The following is a 14108-nucleotide window of genomic DNA, read 5'->3' as shown; positions in this document are numbered from 1 at the left end:
ACGTGTTTTCACAATCAAGCCTTAAATTACGCTCAGCATTTATTGCATTAGTCAGTTGTTTGTTCTTGGCAGGTTGCCAAAACATGGGTGGAGGTGATGTTGATCCGCGCCTGACAGAGGGCGAAGAAGCGAAGTTTTTTAGTAAGTCAGGTGCACAAGCTTGTGCGGCGGGTGCTTTGACGGGTGTACTGGCTTGTGCGCTGAGCAACTCTGGTAATAAGGCTGCCTGTATGGCGATTGCTGCTGTTGCAGGTTGTGGTGTCGGTGCTGGCGCCAATTATTTGCTTGATCAACGTCGTGCAAAATATGCCAATAACGAGCAGCGGATTAATTCGTTCATTCAGGATGTGCAGGCTGACAATCAAAAATTGCAGACCCGTATGAAAAATATCAATGTTGTATTGCAAGAAAATCAGCGAACCTTAAAGACGCTGAATGCACAAGTTGCTGCCAAGCAGGTTGACCAAAAAAAGGCCAAGGCTGAGCTTGACCGTATCAATGCAAACAAGGCATTCCTTGAAAAGGAGTTAGCCAACATCAATACCCGTGTGGATGAGTATCAGGACATCATTGAAAAGGAGCGGGCAGTCGGTGCAGATGTGCGTCAATTGCAAGGTCAGCTTGATCAGCTCAGCCGGACACGCGATGCGATGAAAGGTCAACTTGATGTGGCTTATGGTTTGGCCTCTTCGATTAAAGTAACTGGTTAATGGTGAAATGATGAAACAAGTTTCTAAAGTAATCACTGTTCTTGGGCTCACGACCTTGTTGGCGGCCTGTACGATGGACAAGGCTGGGTGCGATCCTAAAGCGATGCGAGACGCAGGTTTATTGACCAAAATGAACTGCGATTTTTCTGGTTCATACGATGCACGTGCGCAGGACAAGGAAGCACAGCTTGCAGCTGAAAGACAAAATAATGTCTTGTTGCGTCAGGCAGTCGCTGACATGGAAAAGAAAAATTCTTTAGTCGCAGCTGATGTGGTCAAGCGTCGTGCTGACGTGACAAACATCACGCGCAGCGTCGGTGCTTATCTTCGATCCGTCCAGGCAAGCAATCCTTCCAACCAAGCCTTGACTGAGCAGATCAAGGTTGCGCGTGCACGTTTGGATGCACTACAAAAAACGCCTGTAACTTCTGGTACGACCAACGCTCAAGAGTTACAGACGCGCATTCAAGCGGTTGAGGTTGAGGTGGAAAAACTGCGCAAGCAATCTGCCATTCTGGAGTAGGTCAATGAATCGAATTGTGCAGCGTCGCTTTGCTTTCACGTCCGTTCAAGGCTTGGAGACGCTGCATGATTCTTTTATACGGGTATTAGGTGCTTCTGTGCCACCAAGTGTGGTGGCACTGTATGCCGCGCCTCGCGTGTCAACAGATGGTACGGTGCAGTGGCACACATCTTTTGCGGGCCAGCCCATTCCATACGCGGAGTTGCCTGAAGCCGCTGCTTTGCATTTGCGCATCGCGTTATTCGAGCGCTTGCGAGCGATTGGACAGTTCGCAGAATCATATGCTGCTCAGCCTACTCATGATCCATCTCTATTAAGTCTGTTGCGCGATGCGAGTGCAGATCCTCCAATTGATGCGATTTACTCAGTCGGTGGGCAGCCAGTTTTGCTGTATTGGAATCGAGCGATTGCGGCCGAATCTCCCCGAAAAATTTTAGCGGCACCGGTTGTTCCACTCATCGCATCACCGATTGCGTCCAGTCAGCTTTGGAAGTGGCTTCTGGGTGCATTGCTTTTATTATTGTTTGTATTTTTACTATGGTGGTTTTGGTGTCCGCGTTCACCCTTTAATAAAGTTGAACTGCCTATTCAAGTGCCTGTGACTGAGCCTGTTGCTGTGGTGACGCCTGAGCCCGAACCACCTCAGCCTGTTGTGGTACCTGAGCCACCAGAGCCCATTCATGTGCCCAAGCCAGCTGACTTGCCCGTGGTGGATCCTGAGCCTGTCTCCGAGCCTGAGCCAACACCTGAACCGGAACCTGAACCTATTCCTGTGCCAGAGCCTGTCAAGCCACCTAAACCTGTGCCACCACCACCTCCAAAGCCTAAGCCGGTAGTCAAGCCTCCTGCCACCATTACAACGGCTAAAAATCTTTGCCCAGAAGATCGTCCTGCTGCTCTCGCACCTGAAATGGTGGTGGTGTTTGATTCTTCTGGATCAATGATGGTCAATATCAATGCTTCGCGTCAGGACGAGCAATGGGTGTTTGCAAATTTAAATCGTGGGCCTCTGGCGATGCAGTTTATGAGCGGCCAAGACCGACAAAAACTTGAGTATTTGACCCGTCAGCCGACTCGTATGGTGACCGCTCAACAAGCGACAGTGGATGTTTTACAGCGCTTGCCCTCTGACGTGGGGACAGGGCTGGTCGTGGTCGACGCCTGTCCTGCCGCCCGTAATATGGGCCGATTCGCACCCTCGCAGCGAGGACAGATGATCAATCAGTTGAGAAGCTTACGTCCCCACCAAGGTACACCGCTTGCCGATGGCATTTTGGAAGCGGGCAGGTTAGTGGATGGGGTAAATAAAGAAAGTACGATTTTATTGGTCTCTGACGGTGGCGAGTCGTGCGGCGGAGATCCTTGTGCGGTCGCCCGAAATCTCGCCAGGCAAAAACCGCATCTTAAAATTAACGTGGTCGATATCGGTGGCTCGGGTGCCGCCGCGTGTGTGGCAGAGGCGACGGGCGGCAAGATGTATCGCGTTTCTAACATTGCCGAGCTCAATGCTGGCATCAATCGGGCAGCTCAGGACGCCTTGGGTCCTTCGACCTGTAAAAAATAGTAAGATTCAGATAACTTTAATCAAGGGGATTAGCGCATGAGTCGCCCATTTCGTATTGCAGTACTGCCTGGTGATGGTATTGGTAAAGAAGTGATGCCCGAGGGTTTGCGGGTATTGAAGACTGCCTCAGAGAAGTTTGGCCTCAATCTTGAATACCGTCATTTTGACTGGGCGTCTTGTGATTACTACGCCAAAACTGGCGAAATGATGCCTGCAGATTGGAAGAGCCACCTCCAAGATTGTGATGCGATTTATTTCGGTGCAGTCGGGATGCCTTCAATTGTGCCGGACCATACTTCTTTGTACGGTTCCCTGCTCAAGTTCCGTCGCGAATTCGACCAGTACATCAACTTGCGCCCAGTCCGCTTGTTTGACGGCGTACCTTGTCCCTTGGCCAATCGCAAGGCAGGCGACATCGACTTTTTTGTCGTCCGCGAAAACACCGAAGGCGAATATTCCGCTGTGGGCGGAAAGATGTTCGAAGGCACTGACCGCGAAATCGTTCTTCAAGAGTCAATCTTTACCCGCATCGGTTGCGATCGTGTGTTGCGTTTTGCTTTTGAAATGGCCTCACGTCGTGCGCGTAAACATTTGACGATTGCGACCAAGTCAAACGGCATCGCGATCAGTATGCCCTATTGGGATGAGCGCGCTGCAGAGGTCGGTAAAGATTATCCAACAGTGACCACCGATAAACAGCATATCGACATTTTGTCCGCACGCTTTGTCTTGCAACCAGATCGTTTTGATGTGGTGGTAGCTTCTAACTTGTTTGGCGATATTCTTTCTGACTTGGGTCCTGCTTGTACCGGCACGATCGGTTTGGCGCCTTCGGCTAACCTGAACCCAGATCGCAAGTTCCCTTCATTGTTTGAGCCTGTCCACGGTTCTGCCCCTGACATTTACGGCAAAAATATCGCCAACCCGATCGCGATGATCTGGTCAGGTGCCTTAATGTTAGATTACCTCGGTCGTGGCATGCCAGCGGCGGAACAAAAGCCTTATCTGGATGCGCATGATGCGATTGTGACGGCGATTGAGCAAGTGTTGAGCCAAGGCCCTCACACACCAGACCTGGGTGGAAAAGCCAACACGACTCAAATTGGTGAAGCCATCAGCAAAGTGCTGTCCAAGTAATCGAGCGTTTGACTAAGTGAGAGGATCAGATGCCTGATTACACCAATCGGTTTAAACAATCTCTGAAAGCAGGGGAGGCAAACATCGGCTTATGGGTGTCGCTTCCCGACGCTTTTGCGACCGAGATTTGCGCGACGGCGGAGTTTGACTGGATGTTGCTCGATGGTGAGCACACTCCAACAGACCCGCTGACAATTCTCAGTCAGTTGCAAGCTTGTGCGGCTTATAACACTCAGGTTGTTGCGCGTCCGCCGATTGGTCAGACACATTTGATTAAACAGTTGTTGGATTTGGGTGTTCAAAACCTACTGATCCCGATGGTCGATACCGCTGAGCAAGCGCGCGAGCTTGTTCAAGCGGTGCGCTATCCGCCTCATGGCATCCGTGGCGTGGGGTATGGCTCTGCGCGTGTGTCGCGTTGGGACTCACGCAAGGATTACGTCAAGGTCGCCAACGATGAGATTTGTTTACTCGTTCAGGCTGAGACAAAAACTGGCCTGAGCAATCTGGACGAGATTTGTGCAGTGGAGGGCGTTGATGGGGTGTTTCTCGGACCGTCTGACATTTCAGCTGCACTGGGACATCTCGGCAATCCTGGTCATCCTGAGGTTGTCGCGACGATTGAAAAAGGGATTGCAACAATCCTTAAGCACGGCAAAGCAGCTGGCATTTTGACGCCGGATCGCGTCTTGGCACAGCACTATCTCAACCTCGGTTGTACGTTTGTCGCTGTGGGTGTTGATGCGCGCGTGCTAGCAATGGGTGTGCGAGAGTTGCGTGAAGCTTTTAAACATCGATGAAGAAATCCGACTCCACCCGAGATCGCCTGACTGAGACCTCATCTAAAGCGGAGTTTGGCTCGCAACTTGGACTGACAAATCTAGCGTTACTTTCGCTGACGATTTTAGCGCTGCTGCTTTGCTATTTTATTGCAAAGCCTTTTATCGCCTCATTAGCTTGGGCCGCAGCATTTGCCATTTTGGGCTGGCCCCTTCATCGCAAGATCTGCCATTGGGTTCCTTATTCTACTTTAGCAGCGACTTTGTCTTGTACGGTGATAGCATTGGTGGTCATTATTCCCTCTGCGGTGGTGATTCCTGGCGCAATTGAGGAGGCCTTCAATGGGTACAAGTTAATTCGCGCGCAAATTGAATCTGGTGCTTGGGATCAAGCATTTGCAAATCACGTGTGGATTGCGACAACGTGGGATTGGTTGCGTCAAAGATTGGATATTGGTGATGTTTTACAGCGAGCCGGCTCGGCCTTAACGACGCTCAGTACGTTTGCAGTCAAGGCCTCTGTTGCCCGGATTGTTGAGTTCTTGATGACCTTTTTGTTTCTTTTTTATTTCTTGAGAGACAGAGATACTTTGCTTGTAAGCATTCGCGGCTTATTGCCAATGACGCCAACCGAAACAGGTCGCGTTTTTGGTGTCGTGAGTGACACAATTTACGCGACTGTTTATGGAAAGGTTCTTGTCGGGATTGTTCAGGGCGTGTTGGGTGGTGCAATGTTCTGGTGGCTTGATATTCCCGCAGCTTGGTTTTGGGCTGTTGTGATGGGCCTAATGTCAATTATTCCACTGCTTGGTCCTCCTATTGTATGGGGACCGGCGGCTTTGCTTTTGATGCTGAATGGCGAGTTGGGCGAGGGGGTTCTGTTGCTCGCCTGGGGGGTGACGATTGTCGGCTTGGCGGATAATTTTCTCTATCCGATCGTTGTTGGTAAATATCTAAGACTCCACACCGTACCATTACTCATCGCACTGATTGGTGGTGTACTGGTCTTTGGTGCCATGGGTTTATTTTTAGGGCCTGTTATTCTTGCGTTGGCTTTTGTATCGCTTCAGATCTGGCGTGACCGTTCGCATGAGTTGAAAAAATAATGTTTAAGTTGCGGGTTGCTGCATTGACTCGGAAAGCCCACGCATTAACCCGAGCATCAGTTCACAACGCGGCGCTGAAACGCCTTGTTCTTTAGCTAAGACCACCGCAATACCCAATATTGCCTCATGTTCGAGTGATCGTCCCGCCAGGACGTCCTGCAGCATCGAAGCACGATTTGAGCCTGAGCGCTTAGTGGGCGTGCAGAGTTCATCGAGATCGATTTTTCCGCGCAGATCGGTGCCACAAGCTAAGGCGATATCTGTGACCTCTAGCATCACGGCTTTTCTGAGCGCGATGATGTGAGGATTTTTATTCATCAGTGGAGTGGGCAGGCGAGTTAGAGCAGCCACTGGATTCAAACCGCAATTGATTAACAATTTGTACCAAATCTCGTAACGGAGATCGGTCGTGGCCACCCCTCGAATCCCGGCTGATTGAAAAATATCTTCAACACGTTTGAGGCGTTCGGACTCCGATCCATCAGGTTCACCAAGCATCCAGCGATCTTTGAGTGCGCTGCGAATCACGCCCGGCTCGATCACTTCATTGGGCGAATAAATCACGCAACCCAAACTTCTATCTTTAAGTCGATTCCAAAGTTCACCGTTTGGATCAAGCGGGAAAAGGGGAGTTTGTGGGACGTCGATCCCTTTATGCCACCACCAAGGAATGCCATTGGTTGCAAAGACTGCCACGCCATCAGGTGCGAGCAAAGATTCGATCGATGCTGCTGCATCCGGCAAGGCTTGGGCCTTAAGGGTCACGATCACAATATCTTGCGCAGCGAGCGAGCGTGGATCATCGGTTGCATGATCAGGGCGACCTGAATGGACTTCATCGCCGCGTGAGACTGTCAGGCCGCGTTGTTTGATGGCCTCTAACTGCGGGCCACGTGCAATGACTGAGATTTCGTGTTGTCCTGCGGCCGATAGCCGGGCAGCGAGATGTCCACCCACAGCACCCGCACCATAAATACATACCTTCATGAACTCGAATCCTTTACTTTACATAATATACATTATGCGGCAATTACGCATGGATCAAATGATCCAAAACCCTTTACTTCAACTCAACTTGTTGACCTAATAACGGCACCATTGCAGACCAACCCAAGCTGTGTTTGATCTCTAAACGAAGTGCGTCTGCCGCCTCAGGTTCTCCGTGATTTAAAAAGACAGTCTTAGGCGCGCGTTTGATCGTTTTTAGCCAAGTCATCAATTCGTGAGCGTCCGCATGGGCTGACATGCCGTCTAAGGAAACGACTTCTGCATGAATCGGCACATCTTCACCAAAAATACGGACAGACTTTTCACCTGCAACGATTCTTGCACCTCGCGTACCGCCCGCTTGGAATCCCGCAAATACGATTGTGTTGCGATGGTCAGAGGCAAAGGTTTTGAGGTGATGCAATACCCGTCCGCCAGTCGCCATACCACTGGCAGAAACAATGACTGAGGGATAACGTACTGCACTAAGTGCGCGAGACTGTTCTTGGGTTTTAACCATCTTGGCCACTGTGGCCATGCCAGCACATTCACGCCCGACTAAGCGATGCTCTTTGCAGTGCTTTTGATAGAGTGCGGTGGTATTGATCGCCATTGGGCTATCTAGGTAAATCGGCAAGTTCGGGATCAACTTGTCGATTTTGAGCTTGTAGATGGCCAACAGGATTTCCTGCGCACGTCCAACAGCAAAAGATGGGATCACCACAATACCTCCACGCTCAGCCGTCCTCCTGATGACTTCTCCTAGCTGCGCCTGCGCATCATCGGACCCGTGGGTTCGATTACCGTAGGTAGACTCCATGACAACATAGTCGGCACGCTCGATAGGTGCAGGCGGATGCATGATGGGATCGTTTGGGCGACCTAAGTCACCTGAAAATAATACTGTTTTGCCCTCGGCGGTGATTTCTGCTGAACTCGCGCCCAAAATATGGCCTGCAGGACGGAGGCGTACAGAAATCCCTTTGCATACCTCAAGTGCCCGATCAAACTCGAGTGGTTTAAACAGACGGAGTGTTTGTCTGACGTCTGCAACGGTATAAAGAGGGAGCGCCACTGGATGTTGTGTGGTGTGGTGACGATTGGCGAAATCTGCTTCTTCTTGTTGTAGCTTTGCGCTGTCTAGAAGCAAAATCTGACACATGTCGATGGTCGACGGTGTGGCGTATATTGCGCCTCGAAAGCCCTGGTTCACGAGCAAAGGCAAGGCACCTGAATGATCTAAATGGGCGTGCGTCAGCACCACCGCATCAATGTTTTGAGCGTCAAAGGGAAACGCTGTCCAGTTGAGCGCGCGCAGGTTTTTATACCCTTGAAACAAACCGCAATCGATTAAAACCTGTTGCTTGTCCGTGCTCAATAATGTTTTTGAGCCTGTGACAGTACTGGCCGCACCAAGAAATGTGAGTTTCATTTAACCACCTCGCGATCCATGATCTAGGCCTATCATACAGAGTTTAAGTCCCCTGCTTCGCTCTCATTTTCTGGTTCAGTCTAGCGACCTTCAAACTTAGGTTTTCGTTTCTCAGCAAAAGCCTGGACCGCTTCTTTATGATCATGTGTCGTTTGCACCAGCGCCTGCGAAGCTGCAGCCATGTCCAGCGCAATCGGTAAGCTGACTTGGTTCGAGTCGCGAATCAGACGTTTGCTCATCCGAATCGAGTGGACAGGATGTGCGGCAATCCGTTGGGCCATTGCGCGTGCCTCGTCCAGCAACGCTGCATCGTCCACGACTTTAGAGACCAAACCGATTCGAGCGGCCTCCTCTGCGTCGACAAAATCGCCCGTGAAAGTCATTTCATAGGCCTTGGATAATCCAACTGCTTTGGGTAAAAACCAAGCGCCACCATCTCCGGAGACCAAGCCCATTCTCGCAAAACTCTCGCCAAATTTTGCGCTGCGGCCCGCGATGCGGATATCGCACATTGAGGCCAAGTCGCATCCAGCGCCGATTGCTGCACCATTGACCGCAGCAATAATCGGAGCATCCAGTGTATGAAGTGCCAGTGGAATGCGTTGGATGCCAGTGGTGTAATAGGCACGAATATCAACAGGCGCTTTCTGGACCGCTGCGGTATTGCGATCCTGCATGCGTTTGACGTTTCCACCGGAAGAGAAGCCCTCGCCTGCACCCGTGAGGATGACACAGCCAACCGTCAGATCCGCATTGATGCGTGCGACATAGCCGACAATCGCATCGATGATGGCAGGTGACAAGGCATTGCGGGTATCGGGCTCATTGAGGGTGAGTGTGACAACACCACCAACTTGTTCGTATGTGACGGCTTCGCTCATTCTTTCTCCGGGTCTAATGTCAGTCAATATTTTTTAAAATTGTCTCTTGCGATACGATCATCGAAAAGCTTATACATTAGCGATAATACCGAATCGCCAGTTAAGATGCGCTTGACTGCAGCAACAATATTAGGAGTTTAAATGAACCACTATGATGACATTGGCAAACTGGTCTTGCGCTTGTCTGTAGGAATTTTGTTGTTGATGCATGGCTTGTTTAAGTTAATGCACGGGATCGCAGGCATTTCTGCCTTGGTCCAAGCCAATGGCTGGCCAGTGTGGATGGCCTATGGGGTGTTCATCGGTGAGATTATTGCTCCCGCCCTCCTCATCTTGGGTCTACTAACACGCGCGAGCGCTGTGGTGATTGTGCTGAATATGCTGATTGCTGTTTATTTAGCACACAGTCATCAGCTTTTTCACCTCACAAAATCGGGTGGATGGTTGTTAGAGCTCCAAGGACTGTATTTGTTTGGTGCTCTTGCGATTGCGTTTCTGGGTGCGGGTCGCTTTAGCGTGGGTGGTGCACGGGGTCGCATGAATTAAAGTTTGCAGGATGGCACGGGTGGCTGCAAAAGCCCTGCAGCGAACTACCGGGTGATCCCGAATTTCATTTTGATATCCGCCATCTCTTTCTCAAACTCTAACTTGGTCTGAGCCAGACATAAGGCTTGGTCTGAGATTGGCAGTGACTTGCAGTGGTCTAACGCGATTTGTTGGGCAGCCACGGCTTCTTTACGTGCCGTATCAAACTTTTGCTCTGGTGTGACGTCTTCTTGAGTCCAGCGCGCTGGGTCGGCCGAACGCTCATCGGGCCAAATAATCGGCGGAGGTGGAGGCAGTGGAATCACGCGTTGTGCATAGCTGTCCCGACCCGCAACCATGCCAGCCAATAACATCAAGCCAGATAACGTCATAATCAAGGATTTTTCGTATGGTTTAGCCATGAGATCCCTCGCTGCGAGTTGTATATTAAGCCCACTGATCTTACCTCTACTGTACGCTTTTTTTTTATACTTCTTTGGATCGCTTCCGCCTATGTTTAAGTATTTTCACTTTATCAGCGGGTTGGTACTTTATTTAATGTTGGGAACCGCACACGCTCAACTTAAAGCAGGCCAAGACGCACCTGCGTTCACCGCGGATGCGGCACTGGCAGGAAAGCCGTACCAGTTCTCACTGGTTGAATCACTTAAAAAGGGGCCGGTGGTCGTTTACTTTTACCCCAAGGCCTTCACCAGTGGCTGTTCAATCGAGGCCAATTTATTTGCGGAGGCTGCTGGAGAGTTTTCTAAGTACGGCGCGACGGTGGTAGGTGTCTCCGGCGATGATATCGCAACGCTTGAGCGTTTTTCTCTGGGGCCGTGTGGAGGCAAATTCGCGGTGGCGTCGGACGCCAATCATTCGATCATGCGTGCGTATGACGCCACAATGTTTTTTACCTCTAGCATGGCGAGTCGGATTTCCTATGTGGTCACACCGGACTCTAAAATCTATTTTGTACACAGCAGCTTAAACCCTGATCAGCATGTGAGCAGTACGCTTGCAGCAGTTAAACGCTGGCATGAACGGTAATTTTTGATGACAACACTATGTTGGTTTCGTACGGATTTACGATTGAGAGATCAACCTGCCCTCACGGCAGCAATGGCTGGAGGAGAGGCAATCGGGCTCTTTATCATCTCGCCAGAGCAATGGGCTGAACATGCAGACTCCCCGCACAAGGTCGATTTTTGGTTGCGTGCCTTGCGTGAACTCTCTGCCTCACTCAAACAACTCAACGTTCCGCTCAAAATACTCAATGTTCCGCGTTGGGCCGATGTCCCACAAGCTTTGCTGTCATTTTGTCAAAAGCACGGGGTAACGGAGGTGCATTGCAATCGAGAATTTGGCGTCAATGAGCGGCGCCGTGATCGTGCGTCATATGCACTGTTGGCTGAGCATGCCGTTTCAATGCAAGGACATCACGGCGGTACTTTGCTAGTGCCGGGCACTGTCAGGACCGGATCGGACAATTATTACCGTGTCTTTACGCCCTTTTCCAAAGCCTGTCGTGAAAAGCTTCGAACAGCGCCGTATCACCCCTTGCCTGCTCCAGCGTCTCAATTAAAAAATTCAACGCTGGCAAGTGATGAGGTGCCGGACAGTTTGCCAGGCTGGTCTCAATCTTCTGCTGCGATTCGGGCTGGCTGGCCTGCGAGTGAACATGTTGCACTTGAGCGCCTGGAAAAGTTTTCGAATGAGCGCATGACGCATTACAAGCGAGATAGGGATTTTCCTGCGATTGCGGGAACCAGTACGTTGTCCCCCTATCTTGCTGCAGGACTCGTGTCAGCCGCGCAGTGCTGGCAACAAGCCCTCCGCTTAAATCATGGAGAACTTGGTACGGGCCTTGAGGGCATTACGACTTGGATGAACGAGTTGCTGTGGAGAGAGTTTTATCAGCATTTATTGCATGGTTACCCCTCTCTTTCAATGCATCAACCCATGAGGCCCGAGACAAATGCCGTGCAATGGCGTGATGCCCCTACAGATTTCGAGGCCTGGTGCCAAGCCAAAACGGGTGTGCCGATCGTGGATGCCGCCATGCGTCAGCTTGTTCAGACTGGTTGGATGCACAATCGCCTGCGAATGGTGGTTGCCATGTACTTGACCAAAAACTTGCTGATTGATTGGAGACTAGGTGAGCGGTTTTTTATGCAGCATTTGATTGACGGTGAGTTGGCGGCTAATAACGGTGGGTGGCAATGGAGTGCCTCAACAGGCGCTGATTCGGCCCCCTACTTTCGCGTCTTTAATCCCGTCAGTCAGTCTGAGAAGTTTGATCCAGAGGGGGCTTTTATCCGTCATTGGTGTCCCGAGCTTGCCTCAGTGTCAAACCGTGAGATCCATGACCCGTCTCCCGTTACGCGCCAAGCCCTCAACTATCCTCAACAAATCGTCGATTTACGCAGCAGTCGTATGCGAGCGATTGAGGCATTTTCTTCACTTCGATAAGGAAAAAAACATGTCTCTTCCTGAGCTCAGTGTAAAAACGATTGCAGGTGAATCATTGCCGTTATCCACGTATCAAGGAAAAGTCTTATTGGTCGTGAACGTCGCCTCGAAGTGTGGTTTTACAAATCAATACAAAGGGTTACAAGCATTACATCAAGAATTTTCTGAACAAGGTTTGGTTGTTATGGGGTTTCCTTGCAATCAGTTTGGTCATCAAGAACCTGGTAATGAAGAGTCAATCAAAAGTTTTTGTGAGCTCAGTTATGGTGTGACCTTTCCGATGTTTGCCAAAGTTGATGTCAATGGCGCCCAGGCTGACCCTCTTTATCAGTGGCTAAAAAATAGCCGCCCAGGATTACTTGGAACCGAGGCCATCAAATGGAACTTTACAAAATTTTTGGTCGGGCGCGATGGCACAGTGTTAAAACGTTTTGCTCCCAATAGCGCACCGGATGCGCTGAGAGCAGATATTGAAGCGACTTTATTGCAAAAAGGCACATGATGTCGCGCCTACTGAGACAAGGACGGGCCTGTGCGCTGGTCTTAATGATGATCTGGGGTGCGTCTTGCGTAGCCTCTGAGGTTCCTCGTTATCGGGTGGTGAGTTTGGTGGCCAAAAAGCCAGATTGCCAAGGTGAGCTGTGTCCCTCGATTACGTATAAAAAACTGAGTTTTGAGGGGCATGAACGCTTTAATGCATTTTTAGATCGTTCTTTGCTTGGGCTGGCGCAGGTGGATCCCAGTCAGGCCAACACCAGTGGCAATACCAACTTTGCTGATTTGGCTAAGCAGTTCTGGAAAACAGCCGAAGACCGATATGAAATCGTACTGGGTGCCGAGGTGAGGCGCGCCACACCCTCTGTCATCGTCATTGAACTTCAGAGCTACTTGTACTCAGGCGGTGCGCATGGAATGTCCACCATGCAGTACGTCAATTGGGTCCCCAAAACAGACAGAATCTTGACGCTCAATGATATGGTGTTGCGGGGCCGTATGAAGGCCTTTGAGGTGGCGCTAAAAAAACAGTACGTGAGATGGCTCGAGACTAATGAGTTTGCTCAAACAGACAAAGCTGAATACAGCAAAATGTGGCCATTTCAGTTTTCAGACAATGCAGCACTGATGCAAGACGGTATCGCAGTGACCTTTGGTCACTACGTGTTAGGACCTTACGCACTCGGGATGCCAACAATAGTGGTGCCCTACTCCGAGTTAAAAGGGATTCTCAACAGTAGCCTATTAGCAAAAATTCAGCCTTAAGGTTGAGTTTTACGTCCAGCCACCACTTTTTCTAGCGCCGTCGCAAGTGAGCTGCGCCCTTCGGCGCGCGCAGTTTCAATGGCATTTTGAGCTTTAAAGTTGGATAGCATCGGATCTGCACCTGCGCCGATCAATGCCTGAACTGTTGGCACGTCCCCTGATTTGACAGCCAGAATCAGGGGCGTATCTCCATCTGGGGAGGGTTCGTTGACCAGGGCTCCTTTTGAGAGCAGCAAGGTGACAATCTTGGCGTGTCCTTTGATCGCAGCGTAATGAAGGGCTGACCAACCAGGCTGATTGACCTTTGCACCTTTTGACAGCAAGCGTTGAGTGCGAGGGAGATCCCCCAAGAGTGCTGCATACATCAAGGGTGTTTCTTTGTAGGAATTTGGCAGGTTAACGTCGACTTTAGGGCTGTTTAGCAGCGCATCAAATGCTTTCCAAGAGTTCTCTCGGGCCGCCATGGTCAGAGGTGTCTGTTGATTCGGACTCTTTTGATTTGGATCCATCCCTCTGCGTAGAAGCTCTTTTAATTGATCGTCACGGTCGTTAATGATATAGAACCAGAAGTCCTTAGCATCGGCTGCCTGGGCAGTCGTTAAAAAAACAGTCCCCAACGCACTGATGAGCAGAAACGCTGCAAGGACATTTTTTAAAAAGAATGGGATTTTTTGGTTAATCATTTTATCCGGATAGTAAATTATTAAATATCGTTTAATTTCAGTAAATTAA

General features: G+C 50.3%; 16 protein-coding genes. 11 read left to right on the top strand and 5 right to left on the bottom strand.

Annotated elements, in window-relative coordinates:
• Positions 1-2: 2 nt before the first annotated feature.
• From WBJ47_RS12495 to WBJ47_RS12470, 6 genes are read left to right on the top strand one after another with little or no spacing between them, the layout of a single operon-like run.
• The gene (locus WBJ47_RS12495; protein WP_422244330.1) at positions 3-710 is read left to right on the top strand and encodes a hypothetical protein; all 708 of its coding nucleotides are present in this window, start codon (positions 3-5) and stop codon (positions 708-710) included.
• A gap of 10 nt (positions 711-720) precedes the next feature.
• Positions 721-1233: a hypothetical protein gene (locus tag WBJ47_RS12490; RefSeq protein ID WP_422244328.1), complete on the top strand. Its 513-nt coding sequence runs from the start codon at positions 721-723 to the stop codon at positions 1231-1233.
• A gap of 4 nt (positions 1234-1237) precedes the next feature.
• Complete coding sequence (locus tag WBJ47_RS12485) at positions 1238-2797, top strand: hypothetical protein (protein ID WP_422244326.1); 1560 nt, start codon at positions 1238-1240, stop codon at positions 2795-2797.
• Between the two features lie 36 nt (positions 2798-2833).
• The gene (locus WBJ47_RS12480) at positions 2834-3934 is read left to right on the top strand and encodes a tartrate dehydrogenase (RefSeq protein ID WP_422244324.1); all 1101 of its coding nucleotides are present in this window, start codon (positions 2834-2836) and stop codon (positions 3932-3934) included.
• Between the two features lie 29 nt (positions 3935-3963).
• A complete protein-coding gene (locus tag WBJ47_RS12475; protein ID WP_422244322.1) occupies positions 3964-4734 on the top strand; it encodes an aldolase/citrate lyase family protein in 771 nt (256 codons plus the stop codon).
• Positions 4731-5819 (top strand): AI-2E family transporter, encoded by a 1089-nt coding sequence (locus WBJ47_RS12470; RefSeq protein ID WP_422244321.1) that lies wholly within the window; start codon positions 4731-4733, stop codon positions 5817-5819. Before WBJ47_RS12475 ends, WBJ47_RS12470 begins: the two co-directional genes overlap by 4 nt.
• A 3-nt stretch (positions 5820-5822) precedes the next feature.
• Here WBJ47_RS12470 and WBJ47_RS12465 read toward each other — a convergent pair whose 3' ends face one another.
• The 3 genes from WBJ47_RS12465 to WBJ47_RS12455 all read right to left on the bottom strand — a co-directional run bounded on the left by WBJ47_RS12465 (position 5823) and on the right by WBJ47_RS12455 (position 9119).
• Entirely contained in the window at positions 5823-6806 is a 984-nt protein-coding gene (locus WBJ47_RS12465; RefSeq protein WP_422244319.1) for a ketopantoate reductase family protein, read from the bottom strand.
• Positions 6807-6879: 73 nt separating this feature from the next.
• Positions 6880-8238, bottom strand: a complete 1359-nt coding sequence (locus WBJ47_RS12460; RefSeq protein ID WP_422244318.1) for an MBL fold metallo-hydrolase RNA specificity domain-containing protein — start codon at positions 8236-8238, stop codon at positions 6880-6882.
• Positions 8239-8318: 80 nt separating this feature from the next.
• The gene (locus WBJ47_RS12455; RefSeq protein ID WP_422244317.1) at positions 8319-9119 is read right to left on the bottom strand and encodes a crotonase/enoyl-CoA hydratase family protein; all 801 of its coding nucleotides are present in this window, start codon (positions 9117-9119) and stop codon (positions 8319-8321) included.
• Positions 9120-9260: 141 nt separating this feature from the next.
• On the opposite strand from WBJ47_RS12455, the gene WBJ47_RS12450 reads away from it, so the two are divergent.
• Positions 9261-9665, top strand: a complete 405-nt coding sequence (locus tag WBJ47_RS12450) for a DoxX family protein (RefSeq protein ID WP_422244316.1) — start codon at positions 9261-9263, stop codon at positions 9663-9665.
• Positions 9666-9709: 44 nt separating this feature from the next.
• On the opposite strand, the gene WBJ47_RS12445 is transcribed toward WBJ47_RS12450, so the two are convergent.
• Positions 9710-10066 (bottom strand): hypothetical protein, encoded by a 357-nt coding sequence (locus tag WBJ47_RS12445; RefSeq protein WP_422244315.1) that lies wholly within the window; start codon positions 10064-10066, stop codon positions 9710-9712.
• Positions 10067-10157: 91 nt separating this feature from the next.
• Between WBJ47_RS12445 and WBJ47_RS12440 the strand changes: the two genes are divergently transcribed.
• The 4 genes from WBJ47_RS12440 to WBJ47_RS12425 are packed head-to-tail and all read left to right on the top strand — an operon-like array spanning position 10158 to position 13376.
• The gene (locus WBJ47_RS12440; RefSeq protein WP_422244314.1) at positions 10158-10694 is read left to right on the top strand and encodes a peroxiredoxin; all 537 of its coding nucleotides are present in this window, start codon (positions 10158-10160) and stop codon (positions 10692-10694) included.
• A gap of 6 nt (positions 10695-10700) precedes the next feature.
• The gene (phrB, locus tag WBJ47_RS12435; protein ID WP_422244312.1) at positions 10701-12116 is read left to right on the top strand and encodes a deoxyribodipyrimidine photo-lyase; all 1416 of its coding nucleotides are present in this window, start codon (positions 10701-10703) and stop codon (positions 12114-12116) included.
• A 10-nt stretch (positions 12117-12126) separates the two neighbouring features.
• Positions 12127-12618, top strand: coding sequence for a glutathione peroxidase (locus WBJ47_RS12430; RefSeq protein ID WP_422244310.1), 492 nt, complete (start codon positions 12127-12129; stop codon positions 12616-12618).
• A complete protein-coding gene (locus tag WBJ47_RS12425; protein ID WP_422244309.1) occupies positions 12615-13376 on the top strand; it encodes a DUF3298 domain-containing protein in 762 nt (253 codons plus the stop codon). Before WBJ47_RS12430 ends, WBJ47_RS12425 begins: the two co-directional genes overlap by 4 nt.
• On the opposite strand, the gene WBJ47_RS12420 is transcribed toward WBJ47_RS12425, so the two are convergent.
• On the bottom strand, positions 13373-14059 hold the full coding sequence (locus tag WBJ47_RS12420; RefSeq protein ID WP_422244308.1) for an ankyrin repeat domain-containing protein: 687 nt from the start codon (positions 14057-14059) through the stop codon (positions 13373-13375). The two genes, WBJ47_RS12425 and WBJ47_RS12420, sit on opposite strands and share 4 nt — an antisense overlap.
• Positions 14060-14108: the final 49 nt, after the last annotated feature.

It is taken from the genome of Zwartia sp. (assembly GCF_049655405.1).
GTDB lineage: Bacteria > Pseudomonadota > Gammaproteobacteria > Burkholderiales > Burkholderiaceae_B > Zwartia.
The sequence above is the reverse complement of the archived record's forward strand: the minus strand, read 5'-3'. Positions and strand labels throughout refer to the sequence as shown.